Annotated in this window: 28 protein-coding genes; all 28 read right to left on the reverse strand. The window is 39.0% G+C overall.

Going from position 1 to position 25,562, the window contains the following annotated elements; translation table 11 throughout:
- Positions 1-9 precede the first annotated feature (9 nt).
- The gene (locus CDL10_RS11635; protein ID WP_455423240.1) at positions 10-96 is read right to left on the reverse strand and encodes a transposase-like zinc-binding domain-containing protein; all 87 of its coding nucleotides are present in this window, start codon (positions 94-96) and stop codon (positions 10-12) included.
- Between the two features lie 178 nt (positions 97-274).
- Complete coding sequence (locus CDL10_RS07015; RefSeq protein WP_100677870.1) at positions 275-661, reverse strand: hypothetical protein; 387 nt, start codon at positions 659-661, stop codon at positions 275-277.
- A gap of 417 nt (positions 662-1,078) precedes the next feature.
- Positions 1,079-1,675, reverse strand: a complete 597-nt coding sequence (locus tag CDL10_RS07025; protein ID WP_100677872.1) for a hypothetical protein — start codon at positions 1,673-1,675, stop codon at positions 1,079-1,081.
- 102 nt (positions 1,676-1,777) lie between these two features.
- The gene (locus CDL10_RS07030) at positions 1,778-2,317 is read right to left on the reverse strand and encodes an STM3941 family protein (RefSeq protein ID WP_100677873.1); all 540 of its coding nucleotides are present in this window, start codon (positions 2,315-2,317) and stop codon (positions 1,778-1,780) included.
- 10 nt (positions 2,318-2,327) lie between these two features.
- Complete coding sequence (locus CDL10_RS07035) at positions 2,328-2,642, reverse strand: glycine zipper domain-containing protein (RefSeq protein ID WP_133119466.1); 315 nt, start codon at positions 2,640-2,642, stop codon at positions 2,328-2,330.
- A 99-nt stretch (positions 2,643-2,741) separates the two neighbouring features.
- Positions 2,742-3,173 carry a hypothetical protein gene (locus tag CDL10_RS07040; protein ID WP_133119467.1) on the reverse strand — a complete coding sequence of 144 codons (432 nt, stop codon included), beginning with the start codon at positions 3,171-3,173 and terminating at the stop codon, positions 2,742-2,744.
- A gap of 120 nt (positions 3,174-3,293) precedes the next feature.
- On the reverse strand, positions 3,294-3,671 hold the full coding sequence (locus tag CDL10_RS07045) for a hypothetical protein (RefSeq protein WP_133119468.1): 378 nt from the start codon (positions 3,669-3,671) through the stop codon (positions 3,294-3,296).
- Positions 3,672-3,682: 11 nt separating this feature from the next.
- On the reverse strand, positions 3,683-4,138 hold the full coding sequence (locus CDL10_RS07050) for a hypothetical protein (protein WP_133119469.1): 456 nt from the start codon (positions 4,136-4,138) through the stop codon (positions 3,683-3,685).
- A gap of 126 nt (positions 4,139-4,264) precedes the next feature.
- Positions 4,265-4,636 carry a hypothetical protein gene (locus CDL10_RS11600; protein WP_100677878.1) on the reverse strand — a complete coding sequence of 124 codons (372 nt, stop codon included), beginning with the start codon at positions 4,634-4,636 and terminating at the stop codon, positions 4,265-4,267.
- On the reverse strand, positions 4,629-4,985 hold the full coding sequence (locus CDL10_RS07060) for a hypothetical protein (protein WP_133119470.1): 357 nt from the start codon (positions 4,983-4,985) through the stop codon (positions 4,629-4,631). Before CDL10_RS07060 ends, CDL10_RS11600 begins: the two co-directional genes overlap by 8 nt.
- A gap of 25 nt (positions 4,986-5,010) precedes the next feature.
- Entirely contained in the window at positions 5,011-5,391 is a 381-nt protein-coding gene (locus CDL10_RS07065) for a hypothetical protein (RefSeq protein ID WP_100677880.1), read from the reverse strand.
- Between the two features lie 11 nt (positions 5,392-5,402).
- Positions 5,403-5,666 carry a hypothetical protein gene (locus CDL10_RS07070; protein WP_100677881.1) on the reverse strand — a complete coding sequence of 88 codons (264 nt, stop codon included), beginning with the start codon at positions 5,664-5,666 and terminating at the stop codon, positions 5,403-5,405.
- A 41-nt stretch (positions 5,667-5,707) separates the two neighbouring features.
- Entirely contained in the window at positions 5,708-5,893 is a 186-nt protein-coding gene (locus tag CDL10_RS11375; RefSeq protein WP_133119471.1) for a hypothetical protein, read from the reverse strand.
- 18 nt (positions 5,894-5,911) lie between these two features.
- Entirely contained in the window at positions 5,912-6,508 is a 597-nt protein-coding gene (locus CDL10_RS07080; RefSeq protein ID WP_100677883.1) for a hypothetical protein, read from the reverse strand.
- A gap of 2 nt (positions 6,509-6,510) precedes the next feature.
- The gene (locus CDL10_RS07085) at positions 6,511-6,975 is read right to left on the reverse strand and encodes a hypothetical protein (protein WP_100677884.1); all 465 of its coding nucleotides are present in this window, start codon (positions 6,973-6,975) and stop codon (positions 6,511-6,513) included.
- A 466-nt stretch (positions 6,976-7,441) separates the two neighbouring features.
- A complete protein-coding gene (locus CDL10_RS07095; RefSeq protein ID WP_100677886.1) occupies positions 7,442-7,831 on the reverse strand; it encodes a hypothetical protein in 390 nt (129 codons plus the stop codon).
- 18 nt (positions 7,832-7,849) lie between these two features.
- Positions 7,850-11,512, reverse strand: coding sequence for a DUF6443 domain-containing protein (locus CDL10_RS07100; protein WP_100677887.1), 3,663 nt, complete (start codon positions 11,510-11,512; stop codon positions 7,850-7,852).
- Complete coding sequence (locus CDL10_RS07105) at positions 11,513-14,188, reverse strand: hypothetical protein (protein ID WP_100677888.1); 2,676 nt, start codon at positions 14,186-14,188, stop codon at positions 11,513-11,515.
- 7 nt (positions 14,189-14,195) lie between these two features.
- The gene (locus CDL10_RS07110; protein ID WP_100677889.1) at positions 14,196-15,701 is read right to left on the reverse strand and encodes a T9SS type A sorting domain-containing protein; all 1,506 of its coding nucleotides are present in this window, start codon (positions 15,699-15,701) and stop codon (positions 14,196-14,198) included.
- A gap of 113 nt (positions 15,702-15,814) precedes the next feature.
- On the reverse strand, positions 15,815-17,209 hold the full coding sequence (locus CDL10_RS07115; RefSeq protein WP_100677890.1) for a DHA2 family efflux MFS transporter permease subunit: 1,395 nt from the start codon (positions 17,207-17,209) through the stop codon (positions 15,815-15,817).
- Positions 17,210-17,255: 46 nt separating this feature from the next.
- Positions 17,256-18,638 carry an NADH-quinone oxidoreductase subunit N gene (locus tag CDL10_RS07120; protein WP_100677891.1) on the reverse strand — a complete coding sequence of 461 codons (1,383 nt, stop codon included), beginning with the start codon at positions 18,636-18,638 and terminating at the stop codon, positions 17,256-17,258.
- A gap of 45 nt (positions 18,639-18,683) precedes the next feature.
- Complete coding sequence (locus tag CDL10_RS07125; protein ID WP_100677892.1) at positions 18,684-20,093, reverse strand: complex I subunit 4 family protein; 1,410 nt, start codon at positions 20,091-20,093, stop codon at positions 18,684-18,686.
- Positions 20,094-20,101: 8 nt separating this feature from the next.
- Positions 20,102-21,985: an NADH-quinone oxidoreductase subunit L gene (nuoL, locus tag CDL10_RS07130; RefSeq protein ID WP_100677893.1), complete on the reverse strand. Its 1,884-nt coding sequence runs from the start codon at positions 21,983-21,985 to the stop codon at positions 20,102-20,104.
- A 3-nt stretch (positions 21,986-21,988) separates the two neighbouring features.
- Positions 21,989-22,309: an NADH-quinone oxidoreductase subunit NuoK gene (gene nuoK, locus CDL10_RS07135; RefSeq protein WP_100677894.1), complete on the reverse strand. Its 321-nt coding sequence runs from the start codon at positions 22,307-22,309 to the stop codon at positions 21,989-21,991.
- Position 22,310: 1 nt separating this feature from the next.
- Complete coding sequence (locus tag CDL10_RS07140) at positions 22,311-22,823, reverse strand: NADH-quinone oxidoreductase subunit J family protein (RefSeq protein ID WP_100677895.1); 513 nt, start codon at positions 22,821-22,823, stop codon at positions 22,311-22,313.
- Between the two features lie 4 nt (positions 22,824-22,827).
- The gene (locus CDL10_RS07145) at positions 22,828-23,370 is read right to left on the reverse strand and encodes a NuoI/complex I 23 kDa subunit family protein (protein ID WP_100677896.1); all 543 of its coding nucleotides are present in this window, start codon (positions 23,368-23,370) and stop codon (positions 22,828-22,830) included.
- Between the two features lie 27 nt (positions 23,371-23,397).
- Complete coding sequence (gene nuoH / locus CDL10_RS07150; RefSeq protein WP_100677897.1) at positions 23,398-24,429, reverse strand: NADH-quinone oxidoreductase subunit NuoH; 1,032 nt, start codon at positions 24,427-24,429, stop codon at positions 23,398-23,400.
- 2 nt (positions 24,430-24,431) lie between these two features.
- A complete protein-coding gene (locus CDL10_RS07155) occupies positions 24,432-25,457 on the reverse strand; it encodes a 2Fe-2S iron-sulfur cluster-binding protein (RefSeq protein ID WP_100677898.1) in 1,026 nt (341 codons plus the stop codon).
- Positions 25,458-25,562 lie beyond the last annotated feature (105 nt).

The raw sequence follows: 25,562 nt of genomic DNA on the forward strand, positions 1-25,562 counted from the left end.
TCATTCTCACTAGATTGTGGGTCGTTGTTTGTTTTGCCGGGTGTAGCCGCTTTTGATTAGTTGATCAGAATTACAAAACGGGCATATTGATCTCATAACTCCACATTTGAAACATTAGGTTTGGTTAAATTGATTTTAAGGCGATTTAAAGTCGTAAAAATACAAAAGACGGACAAATGCCCGTCTTTTGTACTCCCTTATTTCTATGCTAATGCTTGATTTTAAACACTTTTTATGGCTGAAATTTGCTAAACACCACATTTGATACATTACCCTATCTATACTTTGAAAGAAGATACAAGACGATACAAAGTAGGACTACCGACAAAAAGTCAAACAAATCATATACAATACGTTTATAACGTGGCTTTCGGTCAATTGCAGCTTTTCTTTGGTGCTTATCGAACTTATAATAAAAAAAGCATAGGTTTAACAATGCAAATGCTGCCATTGGGGCTAATAAAATCCATTTGTTTAATTTTACGGAAAAGAGGTGTAATATTATAACAAATATAGAATTAAAATAATTGCCTTGTATAAAAGCCATTGTTAGCAGAATACTATCTGGCGTTTCGTAATCGGCATTTTTTTTCAGCCTACGATAGTAAGCTGAAAAAAAATCAAGCCAGAATTCTTTAATTGAATTTAATATTTTATTCATTGTATATATAATATATGTTTAACGCCAGTGTCGGGAACGCATCTTATAAACGTCGGAATCTCTCCCATGAATAAGCCTGTTGTACACCTCACTCTTAGGCAGGTTTTGCTCCCAGAAAGTATAGGATGCTGTAAATACAACGCCATAGCCCCAACCTAACGATGAACCAATTTTTACACCGACATAATTAGTGCCTATGGAATGTGTACCTGCAATATATTAACCATCTTGCTAACACCGTCCGCATATCCCATAACATTTACTCCTTTAGATACAGTATTTGTTACTCCTCTTAACGCTGTAATTTTATGTATCGCTTGTTTATATCCTTTGTCATAGACATTTATGTTGGCATTTGGTGCAAGAGGAATTGAAAAACGCTCCATTTCTATTTGGAGCGTTTTTGAATATTGAGGTTTATAGTTGTTTTACAATCAACCCTAATATGAGGAGAATAGCTCCGGCTATACTTACAATCTTGATGATATTTAAAATAGTGCTTAAAGTTTCACTTTTGTTACCCCCGCTTTTTACTTGTACCTTTTCAAAAAACAGAAGTTTAAAATACTGTGACAGGGTTGGATGAAAGTTAATTTTTTTAAGCACTATCGCATCATTTATTTCCTCAAAATTTTTGTAGTGTAGTCCCATAAGTTTAAATGCCGTCTCATTTTGTTTATTCACTAAATAGATAACTTGATAGCTTCCTCTTGAACCAGATTCAGAAGTTATTATCTTACCAATATAATCTTTTAGGTTTAACGTTTTGCCAAATGGACGCAACAAGGAATAATATTTTAGTTCATCCTCCTTGATTGTTATTATTTTTATATGCTTCAAAAAATTAATTAGAAAATAGAACAATGTAACAAATAATAATAAAATCAAAGTCTCACCAAGTTTAAAATTATATGTTTGTAAAATCTTTATAGAGAAAACTATAAAGCTAAATAATGGGATGATCATAAAAACTCCCCAAAAATAGGTGTCTCCAGTAAACTTGCTTTTTGTCATTTGCCCGTCTTTTATACTACCATTACTATACTAATGCTTGATTTTAAAAACTTTTTATAGTTGAAATATGCTCAACACCACATTTGGTATATTATCAGTACACTACTCGCTATTATTCTGTTGAATTATTGAAAAAGCATCATTTACGATTCTTTCCAATTCGTCAAAATTACAGTCTAATGAAACAGAAGTTAAGGCTATTGGAGTACCATAGTTATTTATATTTTGCTTCAATGACAATCTTTTAAAAACAGATACTTTCTGTAAATATTTTTGAGGGTCTTTAACTACAATAAGCATAAGAGAATTTGACATGATTCTCTTATGCCGAACTTCAATAATATCGTCCCATTTTATCAACCCTATCGAACCAGTATTTGTATTATCAATAATACCTTGTTCATTAATAATTAGTCCTGGCTTATTATCAAATAACCTAAAAAATATCCATATTGAGCTGACTCCAAATACTACTGATCCAATAATTCCTGCAATAAATATTAACTCTTTTCTTCGAGTAATAATATTTACAAAATCTGAAGGAAATAATATGTACCAAAAACTAAAAAAAGCCAAAGCAAAGCTCATAAAGAAAAGAAATATTAACTTCTTTTTGTTTGTTTTAATTTTTATCTCTTTCATATTTATAAATTTAATAATTATAGGTTTCTCTTACCAAGTATTTTCCTGCATCTGAACCTACTTGCGAACCCACTATTCCTCCTACTATTCCACCTATTACTGCACCTGCTCCCGTTCCTAGTATGGGAATAAAAGATCCTATAACAGCTCCTGCTGCTGCTCCCGCTTTCGCACCTCCCCATGCTCCGATAGTACCTCCAATTGCTCCTCCAGTGGCTACATTTGCATTATATCCCCAGCCTCCATCTTGATAAACACCATATCCTATCTCTCCAACGGAAACCAAATGTCCACCAGCTCGTGCGATTTTTGAAACCGACTTCATCGTTGCTGCATATTCTGACGTTATTTGCTCTGCAGTTTTTGTTGCAAGGGGAGCAATAAGAAAAAACGCCCCTTTTTTGGGGCGTTTGAAAAACTCCAATTATTGTTCAAACCCATCTGAGTACACTTCGTAACTAATAATAAATATCTCATCTTCTTCTTTCTCCATTCTAATTATTTCTTGTGCGGGGTATAAAGTATATTCTACGACATAGTTTAGCATGTATTCCGTTTTAGATCTTGATCCGGTAACGCTAAATGTACTCCAATCTGCTAAAGTACGGTGCTTATAATCTCCTAGTGTTCTTATTTGTTGAAATATATTATTTAAACTGTCAGGTGGAGTAACATCAAAAAATTTAGAACTGAATAACTTGTGTGCGTCTTGATACTCATTTTTCTCTAAATTAGAGTACAATTGTTCTGCTATTTTTTCGGCATCTTCTTTATCCGATAAAACATCAGTCTTTACAGTATTTATACACCCCATTAGTAATATCGTTGATAATCCGCATATTATTTTTTTCATCATCTATGTGTTTTTAATATCATTTTTCTTCTTTTTATTTCTTTAATGGCATTTCTAATTATTTTGATGTAATTAGACTGTCCGGCTTTTCGGATAGCCTAATTACATTTCCATTATGGTTATTTAATCAGAATGCACTTTTCTATAGTCATAAGTTCCACTATGCTCATATTGCCCTTTATGATTTTTCTTATAGACATCATATATATAAGTATCGGACTCTTTATATATTGAATCTCCAACTGATAGCTGGCTTACTTTATTAAAAGCTAAAAATATTTTTAACCCATCAGACAAGTAGAATACATTTGCTCTGCCTGTTAACCAATCTGTCCCTTTATCTGTAATAATGGAGGAGATTGAATTTTTATAAAACCTATCCGCATCTTTATTTATTGTGATTTGAACATAAATTATTGCCCCTAACATTGCTAAAATAGATCCGCCCCCAAGAATAATATTTAATATCTTTCTTCTCTTTTTTTTATTATTTCTTTCCATAATATTCTTCTTTAATACCATTTCCAAATTGTTCCATAAGCTGGGGTATATTGATACTGAGCACCGAAAAAACCTCCTGCTCCTCCTGCAGGACCGGCCCCAAGACCAACACCTACATTCATATTTATAAAACCTTGAGAAGCTTCTCTTGTAGGAGAATACGAAACACCAACCGATGCTTCGCCAATATATGCACCTGTCAAAACCACTCCCGCCGTATGTCCTTGTAGCATACTTGCCGTAATATTACTTGGGTTTCCTGTAAATAATCCTGTAGAGAAATTAAGTCCGCCCGAAACGTAACTACCGACTCCAGCTCGTACATTTATGTTGGGTGTATAATATATCCCCGCTTCGCCTCTTGTAAGTACCGTAAAATTGAACGTATTTACATCAATACCAACAAAATATGCCCATTCACCGGCAATACCGAATGATATTTTATCAGGTATGGTTAATCTCATCATTGGGCTGTTCCAAAATCTTTCAGCAGGTGTAGAACCTTGTCCTTGGAATATGCTTGTCCCTCTAGACACTCCTCCTGGTCCGGCACCTGAAAATCCACTATCTGGTCCAGCACTGCATTTGGTACATTACCTTTGATAAATCCATACTTCAAGGAACATAACTAGAAAAATAAAAAGTATATAAGAAACAAATAGAAAATTATCTTTCCATAGAATGCGATTCTGGTTATGATACTCTTCATTAATTCTATAAATCAACCGTGTTCTTATAAAAAGTAGATAATTTATCGAAAAACCAATGATAAATAACAATGCAACAAAAACTTCTTTACTGATAAGATTGATTTCTATCCCAACAATTTTAAAGAGTACAGAAATTATTGCGAAATGCAACAATTCAAAAATTGTTGCAAAAGCAATAAAACCAAAAGTTACCGGTACTGTATCCTGTTGATTTACAGCCATACGATATAACTTATAAAATAAAAATTTAAACATTATAATTTTGATGATACCATGTCAGAAACACAAAGAATCCCGCTAGTAGAATTATATATAAGAAAAACAACAAATTATCTTTCCAAAGTATACGGTTTTGTTTTTGATAATATTCATTAATTCTATAAATCCATTTGGTTTTGATAAAAATCAGATAATTAAGCACTAATCCTAAAATTAAATAAATAATTCCAACATATTTCTCTAGTGAACTAACAAAGGAGAATTTATACCCAAAAAATTCATCAATAAAACCAAATAATATTGCAAAATGTAATATTTCAAACATTGTTGCTAGTGCAACAAAACCAAAATTTGGAGGTACTGTATCCTGTTGATTTACAGCCATACGATATAACTTATAAAATAAAAATTTAAACATTATAATTTTGATATACCCATACTTCAAGCAACATAACTAAATAAATAAATATTATATAAGAAAAAAAGAGTACGTTGTCTTTCCATACAGTACGATTTTGCTTCTGATATTCCTCATTAATTCTATAAATCAGTTTAGATTTTATAAAAAGAAAATAATTTATCGAAAAACCAAAGATAAATATTAATGCAACAAAGACTTCTTTACTAATAAGATTGATTTCTAATCCTACAATTTTAAAAAACACTGCTATTATTGCAAAGTGCAACAATTCAAAAATTGTTGCAAGTGCAACAAAACCAAAATTTGGAGGAACTGTTTGTTCTTGCGCTTTAGCAAACCGATATAACTTGTAAAACAAAAATTTATACATTTTTTATAATTTTATTTACCATCAATATAATCATAGAACTGCTGACCATAATGAGCCTCCAAGGCAGTTAAGCCAACTCCTACTAAAAGTCCCAAGCCGGGTACCCATGCGTTTAACCCTATTTCAAGGGCAATTATCGAGCCTTGAACTCCAACTCTTGCCGCATTACCCCAAGTTGGGTTTTCAGCAAGTTGATAGACAGCTTGACCCATTGTAGAAATATTCCCTGCCATAGAAACTCTACCAGCGATTTTTGCTATTTTTGCTGCCGACAAAGTTTCTGCTAAAGCTTTTTTATTAAAAGCATTGGCAGTACTTATGGTAGTTCCTGCACGTTTGGCACCTGTTTCAAATATAGTTGCAACGCCATTTGCCGGAAATACAACATTATTGTTAAAGTTATTCCAATTATCAGCGAAGTTACTTCCGGTACCTGTCCCTCCAGAGACTCCTCCTGGTCCGGCACCTGAAAATCCTCCTGGTGCTCCTGGTTCAGCACCACATTTGGTGCATTGACGGTTTATAGTTGTTTTACAATCAACCCTAATATGAGGAGAAGAGCTCCGGCTATACTTACAATCTTGATGATATTTAAAATAATGCTTAAAGTTTCACTTTTCTTACCCCCGCTTTTTACTTGTACCTTTTCAAAAAACAGAAGTTTAAAATACTGAGACAGGGTTGGATGAAAGTTAATTTTTTTAAGTATTATTGCATCATTTATTTCCTCAAAATTTTTGTAGTGCAGTCCCATGAGTTTAAATGCCGTTTCATTTTGTTTATTCACTAAATAGATAACTTGATAGCTTCCTCTTGAACCAGATTCGGAAGTGATGATCTTACCACTATAATCTTTTAGGTTTAGCGTTTTGCCAAATGGACGCAACAAGGAATAATATTTTAGTTCATCCTCTTTGATTGTTATTATTTTTATATGCTTCAAAAAATTAATTAAAAAATAGAACAATGTAACAAATAATAATAAAATCAAAGTCTCACCAAGTTTAAAGGTGTAGTTCCTTAACCCTCTAATAATCATTATTGCACCAGGGACAATCCAAATTGATAAGAAAATTCCCCAAAAATAGGTGTCTCCGTTAAATCTACTTTTTATCATAATTAATATATGTTAATAGTCATATTCTGTCCAAAATCACTTTCGTCGATTACATCTGACAATGTTCTAAATCCATCATCAGTGAAAAAATAGTTATATGCTCCTGTTCCATAGTCTGCAATATACCAAACTGCTGCCACTATTGAGCCGACCCCCGTTCCTGAAATACCAATCATAGTTCCGTTTATCCAATGAGATGGTTGGACTTGTCCAGAGACTGCTACATCAACGACTAGTAATGCACCGCTCGCCTTTGTCAGCATTGCTCCAACACTTCGAGCAGGTTGTAAACTTTTAACTTGTTGTGCTCGCCAATACTGAGCCCCTGAATTTTTCCATTTATTCTGAAAGCTAAAAGATGTTCCTCTTGTTTTGGTTTGATGCCATAATTCATTATATTTTAGGTATCCACTTGGAACTATATTTCCAGTAGAAAGTGCCCCGACTACTCCATTAGCAATTGTCATTCCTGTCCCTCCAGGCACTCCTCCTGGTGCGGCACCACATTTGATACATTACCCTATCTATACTTTGAAAGAATATACAAGACGATAAAAAACAGAACTACCGACAAAAAGTCAAACAAATCATATACAATACGCTTATAATGCGGTTTTCGGTCAATTGCAGCTTTTCTTTGGCTTTCATTAAATTTATAATAGAAAATATAGCAATTAATAACCACAAAACCTACCATGGGAGCTACTAAAATCCATTTATTTAATTTTACAGAAAATAAATGTAATAATATGACAAATATAGAGTTAAAACAGTTGCCTTGTACAAACCCCATATATAGCAAAATACTATAAGGCGTTTCGTAATCGGCATTTTTTTTCAGCCTACGATAGTAAGCTGAAAAAAAATCAAGCCAGAATTCTTTAATTGAATTTAATGTTTTTGACGTTTTCTGCACTTTCTTTTCAGAAAATATTACGTTAAAGAGTAAAGGTATGCCATCAACATGAGTAAGATAGTTGAGAAAACATCATATAAGTCATACACAATACGTTTATAACGTGGCTTTCGGGCAATTGCAGCTTGTCTTTGGTGTTTATCGAACTTATAGTAAAACAAGTAGAGGTTTAACAATGCGAATGCCACCATTGGAGCTAACAAGATGACAAATGTATTAACATTTATAGATGGAAACCATAAAAAAATAAAAAGTAATACAGTATCAAAATTAACTCCTTGTATAAAAGCCATTGTTAGCAGAATACTATCTGGCGTTTCGTAATCGGCATTTTTTTTCAGCCTACGATAGTAAGCTGAAAAAAAATCAAGCCAGAATTCTTTAATTGAATTTAATATTTTATTCATTGTATATATAATATATGTTTAACGCCAGTGTCGGGAACGCATCTTATAAACGTCGGAATCTCTCCCATGAATAAGCCTGTTGTACACCTCACTCTTAGGCAGGTTTTGCTCCCAGAAAGTATAGGATGCTGTAAATACAACGCCATAGCCCCAACCTAATGATGAGCCAATTTTTACACCGACATAATTAGTGCCTACGGAGTGTGCTCCTTCAATATATTGTCCGTCTCCTATTTTATTAATTCCATCTATATATCCAGCGGCATTTGCTCCTTTAGAAACATAGTTTGTAACTGTCCTTAATGTTGTAATTTTATGTATCGCTTGTTTATATCCTTTGTCATAGACATTTATGTTGGCATTTGGCGAATACTTACCGGAGAAATCAATGGTATTACTGTAATTAACAGACCCTTGATAATAAAATGATTTGTTTGCATATTTAGCACTCGCATCTGTTAAAAATCCTGTTGTGGTACCAGCTCCCACTTGTATCATTGACATACCTTGACCAAAGCTAATTCCTCCTGGTCCGGCACCTGAAAATCCTCCTGGTGCTCCTGGTGCGGCACCGCTGCTCGGTCCTCCCGGTCCATTTCCTGCAGGGCTTCCGCTACTACCCGATGATGAACTGCCGCCTGCACCACCTACCGGTCTTCCGCTAGTACTTCCAAATACCATTGAATCTAAGACACCATCTCCACCATCACTAACATTATAGTAAAAATGGAGTAAATCGCCATCCATATAATAATGTACGCCATTAGAATACACCCAATACACACCTTCATATGAATAAACTGACCCCGAAATACTATATCTTGCCATCCATCTATTTGCTTGTTGTTCAGTCTCAAACAACCCTGTCGGGTCAGTCCAATACACCGGGTTGTTAAACCCGTAGCGGTAAGGTGTTTGACTTGGTGCCAGTTCGCTTAACGCATCCATATTGTTAAACCTGCCCAGTGCCGCGTCGTAATGGCGGTAATCGGTCGCAATGGTATTCAATCCCAGCTCAGGTTGGTACTCTCTGTTTAAGAACTTGTATTTATGTGTGTCGCCCGCCAGCTCGTTGTAGCCCTGATGTTTTAATCCAAACGGGTAATAGTTGTTTTCTTCAATAATTTCTCCCGGGGTTACTTCACCATCTCCGTTCAAATCAGCATAGGTCAATCGGTTGTTGCCGAGATGGTCTTTGTAAATGAAGTGGTAAATGTATTGATTATTTTCATTTTGTACAAACCCTTCCGGCTGGTGGAAAAATTTGAGCTCGCTGTTTTCATACTGGAAACCGCCTAAGTATTCGGTCGTAATCGTTGCACCACTTGTTGGTTCTACTTTTTTAGCCAGTCGTGTACCGGCAGCATCATAAGTGTAATTAATCTTTCCGGTATTAAATGTTACTTCCGTTGGCAGGTTGAGATGATTGTATCTGATTCTCGAAATCTTTTTATTCTTATCTGCCACAAGGTTACCCATGCTGTCATATAAGTAATCATTACTGCTATTTCCGTCGTCAAAACCTTCCGGGTTGTTTGTACCGTCTGCCACTTTCAGCAAGCGGTTACCGTCGTATGTATAGGTCAACTCATCAATCTGTATAGGCTGTCCGGCTACTTCCTGCCCGTAGCGATCAAGGCTTAGGATATTTCCGTTTTTGTCATAAGACAAATCTTCGGCGTATTGTCCTGTCCGATTATAATTATAACCGATGATTAATACACCGCTGGTCACTGTAAAGTACTTGAGATGACTGGCATACTGCATACGGTTCAGGTGGTCATAATCATAGGCATAACCTCTCACTTGGTTATCCGTTTTGGTGTGCCACGCCAGGCTGGATATGTTACCGTTGTACTGGGCTTTTGTATCGTCATCACCCCCAAAAGTACTGTTGTATTTGATCTTGAAATTAAATAAATCCTTGCTGTCTATTGAACCGAAAGGAGGTAGCTTTTGTAAACCTTCCGGCACATTATTGATATCTGTCAGCCAGCCCCGCACATTGTAGCGGTAATCTACCTTTTGCAAAGGGTCGGTAGCTGTTTCCAGTCCGCCTACGTTTTTGGTTACCAGCGTACCTAAAGCGTCATACACATTTTCGGTAATCAGCTGTTCGGGCTGGCTGCCTGTTTTCTGAGTGTGTTTGGTCAGTCTCAGCTGGTCATCGTAGGTGTAATTATCTACAATGGTCAGTACCGTGCCACTGTTGGTGCGTCTGTGTTTGGTGGTTGCTTTGGTCGGCACTCCGGCAAAAGTTACTTGGTAATCAGTCTGTGTATAACCATTCAGATGGTTTTTACTATACGCACGCAAAGGTTGATATTTCGCATTATAAAGCACGTAACCAGTTGTACCTTTCCGTTCGGCTGCTGTAGTTACCACCCGTGTCCAGCTACCTGTGGGTAGTCCCTTTACCGTCTGCACTGTTGGCACTCCGCCAATGCTCGGAAAGCTGGTCGGAGCCCCCGGATAGCTGTAATTGTCATAGTAGTTTACCGTGAGTAAGTTTACCGAACTGGTCGGGAATTTGGTGTTGCTGTAGCGTATCGCTACGCCATCCACGGTTTGGTTGGCAGTGGTTTTACTCTCGTTGTTGTCCGATTGGGCATCTACCGCATCTTTAATAAGTTGGCGGTTAGCAGCCGTTACGCTGTGTCCGTTGTAATAACCGGTATATGCCACACGGTTCATGGCATCGTATTTGGTAAATAACCATCCCGTATTCCCGTCACCAAAGGGGCTGTTTACCGGTCCGGTCATCACGATACGGTCGGCTTTGTCATACACAATATATTCCCAATTCTTTCCCGGTAGCTTTTTCTCTACCAAGCGGTTTTTCTCATCGTAGAGGTATTGATAACACAATTTGTCGAGTGTGGTGCTGGTTACAGTACCGTTGGCTAATGGTGGCAGCACATACGACAAATTACCATAAATGTCATAGACGTAGTATGTATCGTGAGCCACGCCATCGTTGTAGGTACGTTTCAGTACAATATTCCCGTCGAAGCCTTTAAACTCTTCGGTGGTGTTATTCTTACCGTCCGAGGCTTTCCAGTTTTCATTTTTTATTACGGTTTTAGACAGGCTGTTGCTGGAGTAGTAACCATTCTCAGCAATGGTATTGACATAAGCCCCGCGGGAGGTGTTTAATGTACTGCTCACCGTGTACTTCCGTACGTTTTCTCTTGAGGTATTAAAGGCATAGTCATACCGTACAGTGTGTTTTTCAGACGCATCCATTGCCCAGTCGTTACCCGGTTCGGCGGTCTCCAATAGCCGCTGCCTTGGCGATGCCTCCAAACGGTTTTCGCTGTAGGGGTTGGTAGTGAGCTGGTACTTTGACGTATCGTAAAAGTCTAACGTTTCTGCCTTGGCATTTGTAGCAAAATTGGCTCCCGACCCGGCATAAGGCAGGTAATCCTTGACCTGCCCGATATTGGGTTCGTACTCGATATGTTTGATAATGTCCTGTCCGTCCACCGGCGAGGCACCTTTTTGAACCGCCTGAATAGGGCGGCCTAATCCGTCGTAATAAGTAATTCCTGTCAGTGATTCCTCATCGTTTTCCTGGTCACTGAGGTATATTTTTTCCTGTATGTAATTATGGTTCTGATTTTGGGAATAAGCCCACGAAATCATACCCAATAATAATATGGTCAGTAGCTTTTTCATCATTTAGTTTTTGAAGTTATAGTCATATTCTTTCACTACATCGCCCTCATGGTTGAGTACCTTATGCAAGCGATTAAACTGGTCGTATTGATACGTTGTCCGGTGTCCGTTCAAATCGGTAACACTCCTCAGTCCTACCAATGGAAAATACGTGTAGGTGGTAATAAAAGCCTCCGGATGGGCGTTTCGCAGACTGTTTAAAGCAGTCTCCAAAGAAGCGTTCTCCGAATTGGAGTATGTTTTGATATTGGTAATGGTTCCGGCAGCTATCTGTGCATAGCGTTGGTTTTTCAGTTCGGCAACCACTTTGCTGTCATGGTATCCCCATATCAGGGATACATAAACGCCCTCTTTGGTCTTGTATTCAAGAATTTTTCCTTTATTATCATAAAGTGTAATTTCTTTTTCAAGTTGCCAGGGGCGGTTCTCTTTGGTTGCAAATGTTTTTTCCAGAGCATATACATTAGCCAGCGTACCGTTGTTTACCGGGGCATATTCCGCCTTGCTCTGGTTGATTATTGTACCGTTTTTGTATTTTTTAACCGCAGTCTGGTAGTAGGCATTTCCCATTTTTAGGTGGTAGTGCTGCTCTTCAAATACTTCCGAAGTAACCATATCAGTAATCTTACGATGGGTTACCTGACGACTGATGGTATCAAAGTTGGTTTCTATTACAGCGGTACGGCTTTCAGAGGTAAACAGTCCCGGAGCATAAGATTTGGCAGTGGTCGTCATTTTTTTTAGTATCGGTATAGGTTTGAAATAGCCATTTCCATTGGGGTCTATTTCGACCAATTCAAATTCATTCGTATCGTGGCTGAGCAATTTTCCGGCTTCGTTGTAGGTATAAACTGCACTTGGTATGGAAGACAGGTTGCTTAGCGGAACAACAAGATTATGCCAGCCAATCACAGCGTCACTATAATCGTACACAACTTTTCCCTTCCCTTCTTCTTCCGTGATCACAGAAGTATAATAGATAATAAGCGGAGTCTGTGCGTATTTGCTGTGTACAGGGGTATGACCAGTCACGTAAAAAACGTCTACGACTCCGGAGCTTCTGTAAGGATCGTCTTTCATCCGATAGGTAAAGGTTTTTGCCGATACTATTGTCCCGTCATAGTCTTTGTTTATAATCTTGCGTATGCGATAACCACCCAAGTGTTCTTTTTTCTCAATAGTCGGATCCAGTACCTCATATACCCGTTTTACTTTTACGCCGGTATATTCGTAGAATAAGGCATCTCCTCCAACATAAAAAGTGTTATTCGTAAAATTACTCTTGTAATTGTTCAGTATATTATTTACCTGAATCTGCTGGTTGGGAAGACCAAATGTATGTACTATGGTGTTGTTGGACTTCATAAGGTCTATTGGTACATTCCCTGCATTTTGACCACCACCTGGATCAATAGACCCTGGCGGAACACGGGTTGCATAGGAGAGATAAATTTTGTCATCATTCAGGTATTCATCCGGAACATGAAAACTATATTTACTAAAGTTACTGGTAGATAAATTAGTGACCGGCAACTGTTCTTCCACCGTGGTGTATTCCGGAAATTCTGCCGGATTGTCCGGCGTATGATGATAGCCGTAATCGTGAGGTTCAAATTCATATCTGGTTATTCCCTTAAAAGGCGACGTAATCTCTACGTAACTGTTGGTATAATTGGGATAGAACTGGGATGAAATCTTATACTCATATTCCGTTTCCTGATTGCCGTTCTGATAGTCACCATTATTGAAAATGATCTTCTTGTTCGAACCACCTGATGGCAGTTCGATTACCCTTTCCAGCATGTAGGCGGGTCCTGATGACCGCGATACCCGGACAGATGTATATCTTTTTTGGGTTTGATTCAGTATAAAATCAACTCTCGACATCTCAGGCACATAAATAGACATCAGGTATTTTTGGTCGTATTGGAAGGTTTGAGATCCTTGATTTATTGAATCAGGGTAGCTGTAATATTCATAAGTCAGTAAGGTTGTGCCAAACTTATCCTTAACCTCCGATAGTAAAAATGAGCGGTTTATTTCGTGAAATTCGTTATCGCAGCTCATGCCAGATACGTAAAAAGCGGATTTTTGCTTTTCATTAAACTCGTAACGGGTACCGTTTTTATCTATTAGGGCAATGGTATTTATCTGAAATATCTCCTGACCCGAAACTGTTGAAAAATCATAATCAACATCAATGTCGATATAGTCAGAGCTATATAAAGTTTTTACAGCAAGTTGTCCGTTCTGTTCTTCAAAAGTAAACACACCCTGTACATCAAAAACACTAAAATTGTAGGTTGTTGAATGATTGATGTCTGGACTACATTTTACAATTTCACTGTAATACAGCTCATCATCCATGCTTCCACGATCGACGTATTTGGTAATATTTGGAATGATATTAATATCCCATCCTTTGTCAAAAAAGGATTTTACTTCATATCCCAATATATCTTCATAGAAAAACGCAAAAGGATTAAAAGTTAATCTTGCCTGTAAATTCAGGTTCGGATTGGACGTTTCTATATTAAACAGCTCAATGGACGGGTTCACATTCCCCGTTGCTATGCTTTCTGCATGCTCTATATTAGTTGTAGATCCCGGCAGCACAATCTCCTGTGCCGTGGCACTATAGGTTATAAAAAGGCTTAACAGCCCGAATATCTTTCTCATAATTCGTTTATTTTTTGATTACTTTAACTGAACTTTCCATCACGTCGGTTTTGACTGTGACTACATAGACTCCTCTTGGGTAGGTAGAGAAATCCAAGGTTGCCATATCATATTGCAGGGCTTCGCGATGCAGGATTTTTCCGGTCATATCCACAATCATCAGTTCGCCGTATTCGTAGTCGTGGTTCAGTACAATCTGTGTAAAGTTTTCGGTCGGGTTCGGAATGGCTTCCAGTTTGATTTCCGGGGTTTTGATTTCTTCTTCGTTGTGCAGTTTCAACACCCAGTAATCATACCCGCCCTGGTTGCTGCTTTTGATTTTGGCTTTGGTGCCGTTGGAATTTCCGGCAAACACATAACCACCATCGCGGGTTTTGACCACTTTACGCAGTAAATCATCGCCCGAGGTAGATAATTCCTTATCCCAAAGTTTGTCGCCACTCAAATTGGTTTTGACAGACAGGTAGCTTTTTTTTCGGGTTTTCAAATCCATATTATATCCCGATAAAAGCAGGTTGCCATTTTCATCAAGGAAAGTGTCGGTCATAAAAGCATCACCCGAAAACTCATGGGTAAAGCTGTCGGTTTCCATCAGTTGTTTATCGGTCTGCATCACCCAAAACTGACGGTTGCCGTCTTCCTGCTTGCTGCCTGTAATGATATAACCGTTTTCGGTGGATAAAATATCCGTTGCCCGGTCGTCACCCTCCCCGCCAAAGACATACTGACTGCGGAGGTTACCGCTGTTGTCCAATTGCAACACCCAGATATCGGTACTGCCCAGATTATCGAGGTTCTTATCTTCACCTGCCGGAGAATTGGATTCTGACAATACGACAAAACCACTTTCGGTAGGCAGGATTTTCTTTACTTCATCGTTATAGAATCCGCCATAGGTTCTTTGCCAAAGAATCTTTCCGGTTTTGTCTAAACGGATCAGCCAGATGTCCATACCGCCTTTGCTCTTATCGGTTTTCTCACCCGATACTGGCGAATTGCTTGCTGCTCCGACAATGTATCCGTCATCGAGCCGGGTTACGCTCATCAGCTTGTCGTCACCCGAACCGCCAATGGTCTTTTCCCATTCAATAGCTCCTTTGGCGTTGATTTTAATCAGCCAGAGGTCGTTTTTGCCACGGCTTTCTTCAGATTTTACACCGCCGATTCCGGAGTTGGAAGTCCCGGCAAGCAGGTAGCCCATGTCGTCTGCGGGGGTAATCTTTTGCAACAAATCCGCTCCGTCAGCACCGAAGCTCATCTGCCATTCTTCCTCACCGTGCTTATCCATCTTCCAGATGAAATAATCGAGATTGCCGCTACCAGATTCAGCTTTATCACCGGTTTTGTCCGACAGGGAGCTTCCGGCTAAAATAAAGCCGTAATCGACCGTCGGGGTCATATCAAAAAGGTATTCGGAATGGGAGCCACCGATACTGCGTTCCCAGGCCACTTCCTGGCTGTAACCCGACATAGCGGATAAGCCAAAAAGCAACAATAGTAATTGCTTTTTCATGGTTAAAGTAAGATTTAAGTATAAATAATAGATAATTTGGCTAATTTTCTTTTTCAGATACAAATATAATAATCTGTTAAAAATTAACAAAATTTAGAAAGTGGTTTTTTGATTTATTTTGCCATTTTCTCGCCGTCGCTGCGTTTAAGTTGGGTAAATGTGAGGCTGGATAAGGCTGTCAGTCCGGCTAATGTCATCAGAGTGTATTGGAAAGCGGTTACCAAATCACCGTGATAAAAATCCATTTGGTCTTTGTAGAAAGCCAACACCAAAGCGGCGATAGAAATCCCGAAACTTACCGAAAGCTGTTGCATAATTGTCAAAAGGCTGTTGCCACCGCTCGCTTGTTTATCACCGAGGTCGGAAAGGGAAATGGTGTTCATCGAGGTCATCTGTATGGAGGTAAATGCTCCGTAAGCTACCATCAGCAAAATGTAATAAACCAGCGGTGTTTCTTTTTCCATAAAACTGAATACAAAGATAATTGTCGCCAGAAAAAGTGTGTTACTCATCAAAATTTTCCGGTAGCCAAATCGTTTGACGATACCAACAATCCACGGCTTTACTGCGATTGTAGTCAGGGCAGAGGGGAGGAGCATCATACCGGCTTTTGAAGCTGAAAAACCAAACCCGACCTGCATCATCAGTGGAAGCAGAAAGGGTAATCCGCTGATACCGAAACGAGTAATCAGACTGCCAATTAATCCGATACGTAGTGTTCTGATTTTGAAAAGATTCAGGTCAATAATCGGATTGGTACTTTTTTTGAAATGACGGTAATATAAAACAAACAGTAATCCGGCTAAAAAGGTTAATCCCAAAAGTAGTGTCCAGTGATTGATGCCCACACTTCCGAGTTCCATAACCAAAGTAATAAAAACCAATGCCAGACTGAAATAGAGCAATCCGAGAATGTCGAATTTACCGACGGTGTTTTTGTAATTCGGCATAATTTTCCATGCCATAATGATACCGAAAATTCCGACCGGAAGATTGACTAAAAATATCCAATGCCAGGACAGATTATCAGATAAAAACCCACCCAAACTTGGTCCTACAACAAGCCCCAATAATCCGGGAATGGTAATGTAATTCATGATTTTGAGCAACTCACTCCGCGGATATTGATACAAAATCGCCAGCCGGGCAATAGGAACCATCATTGAGCCACCGATTGCCTGAAGAATCCGTGATAAATTAAGTGTGAACAGATTAACCGATAAGGCACAGAAAAGCGACCCCAAAGTGAAAAGAAATACGGCAAACATGAACATTTTTTTTGTTCCGAATTTGTCGGATAACCAACCGGAAAGCGGAATGAATAACGCCAATGTTAGCGTGTAGCTGACAATAACCGACTGCATTTCCAACGGCGAATAATCCATGCTTTTGGCGATGCTCGGCAAAGACGTGTTTAAAATCGTTCCGTCGAGCGACTGCATGAACATGGCTATAGCGGTAACCAAAGGCAGAAACCGTTCGTAAGCGGAAGGATTTTCTTTTATCATAATATAAAAATGCCACGAGTGTATTCGTGGCAAATATCGGGAAATCTTAGAAAAGACCGAGGATTAAATCCGGATAAATACCGATAGCGATACTGATTATTACACTAACCATTCCTACCAGCATATAAGTGGTATAATATCTTTTCTTGTGAATAATTTCGTCGGTTGTTGTGTCAGTTTCCGGTTTGGTAAAAGCGGTAATCATCAGTCTGAAATAGTAATAAATACTGATTATAGAATTGATAACTGCCCAAATTACGAGGAATGTATGACCTGCATTCAGGGTGTTTTCAAACAAGAAAAGTTTTCCGAAAAACCCTGCCATTACCGGTATTCCTGCCATAGATAACAAACCGCCTGCCAGCACGACCGCCATGAGGGGCTTTTGGTAAACCAAACCTTTGAATGAAGAAATATCTTCATCGTCCATTCCTTGACAAACATATAGCACAGCACTGAAAGCGGCTATACCTGCAATAGAATACGCAGTAGCGTAATAGAACAGATACGGACCAGAAATAGCTGCACTGAGCAATGCCATAAGCATAAATCCGGCATGAGAAATTCCGGAATAAGCCAACATTCTTTTCACGTTGTTTTGCTGTAATGCCATGATATTTCCAACCAACATTGTAGCCATGATAATGAAAATCAATAGTTGATTGAATTCAGAAGGTAATCCCGGCATAAAAATCTGATATAATTTGAACAAAGCAGCCACAGCGGCAACTTTTGCCAGTGTACTCATCAGTGTTGTGGTCAATACCGGTGCTCCTTGATATACATCGGGTGCCCAGAAATGGAATGGAAATGCAGCTACTTTAAACAACAATCCGATTAAAATAAGCACGGCTCCCAACGAAAACCATAACGGTTGCTGAGACCAAAGTGCACTGATTTCGATAATATTAAAACTTGCCGTAGCTCCGTAAATCATAGCGATACCGAACAATACAAATCCGGAAGCAAAAGAGCCTAACAGCAAATATTTCATTCCGGCCTCATTGCTTTTAATGTTGGTAAAGTCACTCCCCGCCAATATGTACAGCGAGATAGACAATATTTCTAAGCCTAAGAAAAACATGACCATGTTTCCGAAACAAATCATACAAACTGCACCAATCAGCAAAAACAATTTTATGGATATGAAGTCGGCAATTTTATTGTAAATAGGCTTGTAAAAAGATTCGCTCAGGGCAACCAAAAATATCGTCAGTACGATAAATAATCCGCTGAACAGCATATTGGTTTTGTTCACGACAATCATGCTGTGGTAAAACGATTGGTTGGTGTCCCATTCAGATACCGATATGCCCAAAGCGGCCAATAATCCGATGATGGTTACCGGCACAATGATTCTTCGGAGGTTGAGCATCTCCATAAGCAATACCAACACAGATAATATAGCTAATGCGATTAATGTATTCATAGGTTTAACTTATTGTATTTTCGGCTAATCCGATATTTTTAATTTTTATAATGTTGCAAATAATAAATCCGTAATTGGCTTTGGATATAATCCAAAAAACAGGACAATCAATGCCAAAAGGAGTAAAATAAGATGTTCGTATCCGGAAACATCTTTGAATGTTTTGCTGTTTTGTGGACCCAACATCGCTGTCTGGAACATTTTGAGCATATAATAAGCCCCGAAAATGATGGTCGTTCCACCAACGATGGCATAAATAATTTTGTATTCAGATAAGCTCAGCAACAGAGTGAATTCGCCGATAAAACTAAATGTTCCCGGCAATCCTACCGATGCAAAAACAAAGATGAGGAAATAAGAAGAAAATCTTACCGCCTGACTTCTGATGCCTCCCATTTCTTTGATGTCATACGTGCCATATCTCTGATAAAGAATTTCCGCCAGGAAAAACAACGCAACGATGACGATGCCGTGAGCAATCATCTGAACAGCAACTCCTTGGAAACTATTGGTGTTGTAGGTATATGCCGCTGCGGCAATCAACCCAACGTGAGCCATAGATGAATAGGCCAATATTCGTTTGATATGCGTTGATTTCAATGCAATGAATGAGGCATAAATCACACCGATTAATGATAAGACAATCACAGTATTTTGCAAAGTCGAACTGATGTTTTCGGTCAGTGGAATCTGCCAGCGAAGTACGGAATATAATCCCATTTTAAGCATAATTCCGGACAATAACATACTCCCGATTGCTGGTGATTTTTCATAAGCATTTGCCTGCCAGGTGTGAAAAGGAAAAATCGGAATTTTAACCGCATAGGCAACAAAAAATGCAAAGAAAATATAGGTTTGTTCTTTGGAAGTTAAATTAATCTGTAGGAAATCTGCCAGTAAAAAGCTATTGGCTTTCGTATATAAATAAATGATTCCCACCAACATAAACAGCGAGCCGGCAAATGTGTAAATGAAAAATTTGTACATCGCCTTTTTTCTGTTTTCCCAACTGTCATTACCCCAAAGTAACCCGATAGCGAAGATTGGCAATAAAGCCAGCTCCCAAAAAATGTAATAAGCCAAACCGTCAGAAGCTAAAAACGTTCCGCCCATCGCGAATGCCATAAACAATACCAAGGCATAAAGTAAGCGTGCGTTTTTGTGGTTGCTCCCAATCGAAGTGAGAATAATAACCGGCGTCAGAAAAGTGTTCAGCAAAAGCATGAGCAAACTCAGTCCGTCTGCATGTAAGGCATAAGAAACATTTGGTTTAGACATCCATTTTGATGCAAAAGATACGTCTGTTCCATTCAAAAATAAGACAGAGGCATATATTGTCATTGCAAAGGATAAAAATCCAAATACAGTCGCTACATTTCGGGCTTGTTTGTTGCCGGATAAATAGGTAATTATGGCTCCGAGTAACAGTGTGATTAATATAAAATTAACGTTCATATCTAATATTATCTGATGAATAAATAATAAACAATAGCACAAATACCAAAGACAAAAGCAAACAGATATAATCCGATATTTCCATTTTGGGCTTTTTTACCTTGATAGGATAGTTCGTGGGCAAACCTGCCAAACGATAAAACAATGCCGGCAATAAGTGGTTCGAAAATAGTTTTGAAAACGCTTCCCAACCAGTTTATCGGTGAAACGATAAGCACATTGTATATTTCGTCTATATAAAATTTGTTGGATAAAACTTTTTGTATGCCTGATAACTGATTGTCGTTGCCCGGAACAAATTTGCCTTTACCGTATTTGTTGTATGCCAAACCGATTCCGATCAAAGCACCAACCACAGCCACAGCCATCAGCAGATATTCTGTTGTGCCCAATTCGTGCGGGTGGGCAGCTGCATTGTGTACGATTGCCGGAGCCAGAAAATCGTTTAGCCAACTGCTTCCCGGCAAACTGATTGCTCCGCCGACAGTCGCCAATATGGCCAATACAATCAAAGGAGTAGTCATACTTTTCGGACTTTCATGTAAGTGTGATTTTTGTTCTTCCGTTCCTCTGAATTGGTTGAAGAAAGTAAGATATATCAATCGGAACATATAAAAAGCCGTCATGATTGATGCTAACGAGCCGATGATGTAAAGTACCATATTGTTATGGAAAGCCGTCATCAGAATTTCATCTTTAGAGAAAAACCCTGAAAATGGCGGAATTCCGGAAATTGCCAATGAGGAAATAAGAAAAGTTACATAAGTAATTCCCATATATTTTTTCAGTCCGCCCATGTGACGCATATCTTGTTCGCCACCCACGGCGTGGATAACTGACCCTGAACCCAGGAACAAACAGGCTTTGAAGAAAGCGTGTGTAATCACGTGGAAAACAGCGATTTCATAAGCACCTAATCCGATAGCTAAGAACATTAGTCCCAACTGAGAAACGGTTGAATAGGCTAATACTTTTTTGATGTCGTTTTGTGCCAGACCGATTGAGGCTGCGAGCAATGAAGTTAACGCACCAACAACAGCAATAATGTTCTGTACATCAGGCGTTAGGTCAAAAATGAAGTTCAGTCGGGTAATCATAAAAATCCCGGCAGTAACCATAGTTGCTGCGTGAATTAATGCAGAAACCGGTGTAGGACCCGCCATCGCATCGGGTAACCAGGTGTAAAGCGGAATCTGAGCACTTTTTCCTGCTGCGGCAACAAACAATGCCAAGGTCGCTCCGCCAAGCAATGGCAATGCAGCCAATGACGTTCCATGTTCAGTAAGCTGACGTAATTCAACAAAGTCGATGGTATTGTACAATGAAATCAGGATAAAAGCCCCGATAAGGAAACCTAAATCCCCGATACGGTTCATGATAAAGGCTTTTTTGGCAGCATCATTGAACGCTTGATTTTTATGCCAGAAACCGATGAGCAAGTATGAGCATAAACCTACGCCTTCCCAACCGATAAACATAATCAGCAAGTTGCTTCCGCTGACCAAAACCAACATAAAAAATACGAACAGGTTCAGGTAAGAGAAATATTTATTGTAATCGTCGTCGCCTTTCATGTACGAAGTTGAATACCAATGAATCAACGCTCCGATACCGGTCACGAAAAGCAACCACAAAGCATTCAGCTGGTCGATGTGAAAAGCAAAATCAATTTTGAAATCAGCAAATTGTATCCAGTCAAAAAGATGAATATGGATAGATTCGCCTGTACTTTTGATAGAAGTAAAGATGAGTATCGACAGAACAAAAGATGCTGCCACAGTGAGTGTAGCGATTGCTCCCGACAATTTATTGCTGATGCTGCGTCCGCCGAGAAACAACAGCAAGAAGCCAACCAAGGGTAAAATGATGGTAATGAGTATCGATAGCTCCATTTATTATCCTTTTAAGTTTTTAAGTTTATCAATATCTATGCTGCCCATATTTCTGTATATAGACACTAAAATTGCCAGTCCGATAGCTACTTCGGCAGCGGCTACTGCCATACTGAAAAATACGAAAACCTGTCCGCTTGCGTCCTGATGATAGTTTGAAAAGACTACCAGCAGTAGGTTGGCGGCATTCAGCATGATTTCAATAGACATAAACATCACGATGGCGTTGCGTCGGTAAAGCAATCCGAAAGCACCGACTGCAAATAGCATCACAGCCAGATAAATGTAGTTTTCTACACCGATGATTTGTAAAACATTTTCCATATTATGCTGGTTTTCTGTCTTTTTTAGAGATGAGTACTGCACCAATCATTGCCATAAGCAATAATATAGCGACCATTTCAAACGGCAGAACATATTCATCTAATAATATTTGTCCTAATATTTCGATAGATTGGTAATCGTGTGTTCCGTTTACATAAGTGTCGATGGCAGGTGCGGTTTTCGCCAACACACTAATTAAAGTAAGTCCGACAAGGCAAAATGCCACGGCAGCAATTACTTTTGTGACCATCGGTTTGGAAATATGGTCACTGATGTTGAGGTTCATCAACATAATGGTAAAGAGCATCAATATCATGATGGCTCCGGAATATACAATGATATGCACCATTGCCAGAAACTGAGAATTCATCAAAGCATAATGCCCGGCAATACTGAAAAAACTTACAACCAGCCAGATAGCACTGTGAATCGGGTTCTTGCTCAGAATCGTCAGCATGGCACTGCCCAATGTGACTGCCGATAATATATAAAATATGATTTCGATAGTATTCATATATTTAAGCTTGATTTTGTTTTGTGTTGTTGACTGCCGCCTCAAGTGGCATAACCAATTGTTCTTTACCGAAAATGAAACTTTCTCTGCTGGTGCCGGCATTTACGATTCTTCCGGATTTTGTCAGGTAAATAGCTTGTTTCGGGCAAGCCTCTTCGCACAATCCGCAGTAAATACAACGCAACATATTGATTTCGTAGATTTCGGCATATTTTTCTTCGCGGTACAGATGTTTTTCTTCTGGTTTACGCTCGGCAGCTTTCATCGTGATAGCTTCGGCAGGGCAGGATAAAGCACAAAGACCGCAGGCGGTGCAACGTTCTCTACCTTCTTCGTCCCGCATCAGTGTGTGTCGCCCGCGATAAACAGGACTGAATGGTCGTTGTTGTTCAGGATAACTGATGGTAACTTTCTTTTTGAAAATGTGTTTGAATGTAGTTTGCATTCCCTTGAGAATAGCTACCACATAAATACGCTCCCAAAAATTCATTTTTTTGTTAGTAACCTGCTTTTTTCTGCCCGATAATGAAATAGTATCTATAGACATGTCTGTTTTATTTTAAAGCTGTTTGCTTTAGTTTTGAATAAGAATTACAATGGCGGTAATAATGATATTGATAATAGACAACGGAATCAGTATTTTCCAACCCAAATTCATTAACTGGTCGTAGCGGAATCTTGGAATGGTCCATCTTACCCACATATAGACAAATATGAAAAAACATATTTTAGCAAATAATGCCAATATTCCGATGATGCCTGATACGTTGTGTCCCCAATTTTCGGCTACCCAGTCCATGCCCGGATAATTGTATGCTCCGAGGTAAAGCACCGCCAAAAGGGTAGAGGAGATGAACATTGCTGCATATTCCGCAAACAAATAGAATCCCATTCGCATAGAGGAATATTCTGTGTGATAACCACCTATCAATTCCTGTTCACATTCTGCCAAATCAAACGGCGTGCGGTTGGTTTCAGCAAATGAACATATCAGAAAGATAAAAAATCCTAAAGGCTGATAGAAAATGTTCCAAGCCATACCGTGCTGACCTGCTGCAATTTCAGATAAACTCATGGTACTGTACATCATCAGTAACGCTACGATGGATAATCCCATCGCAATTTCGTACGAAATCATCTGTGAAGCCACACGCATGGCACTCATCAAAGAGAATTTATTGTTGGACGCCCAGCCTCCGATAATAATTCCGTAAACGCTAACAGACAGTACAGCAAACACATACAGCATGGCTACATTGATGTCGGTAGCTTGTAAAACGACTGTTCTTCCGCCGATTTCCAAGGTGCTTCCCCATGGGATAACAGCACTGGTCATCAATGCCATAGTCATGGAAATTGTCGGGCCTAACACAAACAAAAATGTGTTGGGTGTGTTTGGCATAAATTCTTCTTTGGAAAACAGTTTCAAACCGTCTGCCAAAGGTTGCAATATACCACCTTTACCGGCTCTGTTCGGGCCTCGTCTGTCCTGAATCCATGCGGCTATTTTTCGTTCTGCCAATGTCGAATACATCGCAAACAACATCGTGATGGCAAATACGGCTAAAATAATAACGCCTTTTTCTATGATAATTGCATTCTCCATAATTATTCCGTCGTTTTTTCAGATGAATAAGGAATGTCTTTCATACTGATTTTCTTACGGTCTTGATCTCGACCCAATAAAATCTGTTTTTCGGTATGAATTTCCACTTTTTTCATGTCGCGGGTGTAATTGTTTTGGTTGATTACACTCCATTTCTCGAACTTACGAGGTCCTTCGATAACCCAATCGTTTGTATCTTTGTGGTCGTAACGACATTCGTTACAGATGAATTCTTCCACTTCGTGGTATTCGTCTTTGCGGGCTGTAACTCTCTGAATTTCGTTTCCGAACATCCAAAGGGTTGTTTTTCCACAACATTTATCGCAATTTCTGTGTGCATTGAAAGGCTTGTTAAACCAAACCCTCGATTTGAAACGGAATGTCTTGTCTGTCAAAGCTCCAACCGGACATACATCAATCATATTTCCCGAAAACTCATTGTCAATTGCTTTGGAAATATAAGTCGAAATTTGTGCGTGGTCACCTCGGTTCATTACTCCGTGAACTCTCTCGTTTGTAAGTTGGTCGGCGACTTTTACACAACGGTAGCACAAAATACAACGATTCATATGAAGTTGTATTTTATCTCCGATATTTTCAGGCTCAAAAGTTCTCTTTTCTTCTTTAAAACGGGTTTTTTCTAATCCGTGTTCAAATGCCAGATTCTGTAAATCACATTCCCCTGCCTGGTCGCAAACCGGACAATCCAAAGGGTGGTTGATAAGCAAAAATTCCGTTACGGCTTTTCGGGCATCCATGGCTCTTTCGGAAGATTTTACTTTTACTTCCATTCCGTCCATAACGGTTGTTTTGCACGAAGGCATCATTTTCGGCATTGGTCTTGGGTCTGCCTCACTTCCTTTGGCTACTTCCACCAAACAAGCACGACAGTTCCCTCCCGTATTTTCGAGTTTTGAATAGTAGCACATTGCAGGAGGGACAGATTCTCCTCCCATCATTCGGGCAGCCTGTAAAATGGTTGTCCCGGCCTCTACTTCTATTGTTTGTCCGTCTATTGTTACTTTCATATTTCTATTCTAATCCTCCCCAACCCCTCCAAAGGAGGGGCTTTCCGAAGGAAATTTTAAATATCCATTATAAATTTTCACTCCTTGCTCCTCCCCTTTGGGGAG

The sequence above is a fragment of the Avrilella dinanensis genome (assembly GCF_002807015.1).
Lineage (GTDB): Bacteria > Bacteroidota > Bacteroidia > Flavobacteriales > Flavobacteriaceae > Flavobacterium > Flavobacterium dinanensis.

Bases quoted from the DNA above. Each gene is read 5' to 3' on its own strand.
- CDL10_RS11635 (WP_455423240.1), bottom strand. From the start codon at position 96: ATGAGATCAATATGCCCGTTTTGTAATTCTGATCAACTAATCAAAAGC.
- CDL10_RS07015 (WP_100677870.1), bottom strand. From the start codon at position 661: ATGAATAAAATATTAAATTCAATTAAAGAATTCTGGCTTGATTTTTTT.
- CDL10_RS07025 (WP_100677872.1), bottom strand. From the start codon at position 1,675: ATGACAAAAAGCAAGTTTACTGGAGACACCTATTTTTGGGGAGTTTTT.
- CDL10_RS07030 (WP_100677873.1), bottom strand. From the start codon at position 2,317: ATGAAAGAGATAAAAATTAAAACAAACAAAAAGAAGTTAATATTTCTT.
- CDL10_RS07035 (WP_133119466.1), bottom strand. From the start codon at position 2,642: ATGAAGTCGGTTTCAAAAATCGCACGAGCTGGTGGACATTTGGTTTCC.
- CDL10_RS07040 (WP_133119467.1), bottom strand. From the start codon at position 3,173: ATGATGAAAAAAATAATATGCGGATTATCAACGATATTACTAATGGGG.
- CDL10_RS07045 (WP_133119468.1), bottom strand. From the start codon at position 3,671: ATGGAAAGAAATAATAAAAAAAAGAGAAGAAAGATATTAAATATTATT.
- CDL10_RS07050 (WP_133119469.1), bottom strand. From the start codon at position 4,138: ATGATGAGATTAACCATACCTGATAAAATATCATTCGGTATTGCCGGT.
- CDL10_RS11600 (WP_100677878.1), bottom strand. From the start codon at position 4,636: ATGTTTAAATTTTTATTTTATAAGTTATATCGTATGGCTGTAAATCAA.
- CDL10_RS07060 (WP_133119470.1), bottom strand. From the start codon at position 4,985: ATGGCTGTAAATCAACAGGATACAGTACCTCCAAATTTTGGTTTTGTT.
- CDL10_RS07065 (WP_100677880.1), bottom strand. From the start codon at position 5,391: ATGTATAAATTTTTGTTTTACAAGTTATATCGGTTTGCTAAAGCGCAA.
- CDL10_RS07080 (WP_100677883.1), bottom strand. From the start codon at position 6,508: ATGATAAAAAGTAGATTTAACGGAGACACCTATTTTTGGGGAATTTTC.
- CDL10_RS07085 (WP_100677884.1), bottom strand. From the start codon at position 6,975: ATGACAATTGCTAATGGAGTAGTCGGGGCACTTTCTACTGGAAATATA.
- CDL10_RS07095 (WP_100677886.1), bottom strand. From the start codon at position 7,831: ATGAATAAAATATTAAATTCAATTAAAGAATTCTGGCTTGATTTTTTT.
- CDL10_RS07100 (WP_100677887.1), bottom strand. From the start codon at position 11,512: ATGATGAAAAAGCTACTGACCATATTATTATTGGGTATGATTTCGTGG.
- CDL10_RS07105 (WP_100677888.1), bottom strand. From the start codon at position 14,188: ATGAGAAAGATATTCGGGCTGTTAAGCCTTTTTATAACCTATAGTGCC.
- CDL10_RS07110 (WP_100677889.1), bottom strand. From the start codon at position 15,701: ATGAAAAAGCAATTACTATTGTTGCTTTTTGGCTTATCCGCTATGTCG.
- CDL10_RS07115 (WP_100677890.1), bottom strand. From the start codon at position 17,209: ATGATAAAAGAAAATCCTTCCGCTTACGAACGGTTTCTGCCTTTGGTT.
- CDL10_RS07120 (WP_100677891.1), bottom strand. From the start codon at position 18,638: ATGAATACATTAATCGCATTAGCTATATTATCTGTGTTGGTATTGCTT.
- CDL10_RS07125 (WP_100677892.1), bottom strand. From the start codon at position 20,093: ATGAACGTTAATTTTATATTAATCACACTGTTACTCGGAGCCATAATT.
- nuoL (WP_100677893.1), bottom strand. From the start codon at position 21,985: ATGGAGCTATCGATACTCATTACCATCATTTTACCCTTGGTTGGCTTC.
- nuoK (WP_100677894.1), bottom strand. From the start codon at position 22,309: ATGGAAAATGTTTTACAAATCATCGGTGTAGAAAACTACATTTATCTG.
- CDL10_RS07140 (WP_100677895.1), bottom strand. From the start codon at position 22,823: ATGAATACTATCGAAATCATATTTTATATATTATCGGCAGTCACATTG.
- CDL10_RS07145 (WP_100677896.1), bottom strand. From the start codon at position 23,370: ATGTCTATAGATACTATTTCATTATCGGGCAGAAAAAAGCAGGTTACT.
- nuoH (WP_100677897.1), bottom strand. From the start codon at position 24,429: ATGGAGAATGCAATTATCATAGAAAAAGGCGTTATTATTTTAGCCGTA.
- CDL10_RS07155 (WP_100677898.1), bottom strand. From the start codon at position 25,457: ATGAAAGTAACAATAGACGGACAAACAATAGAAGTAGAGGCCGGGACA.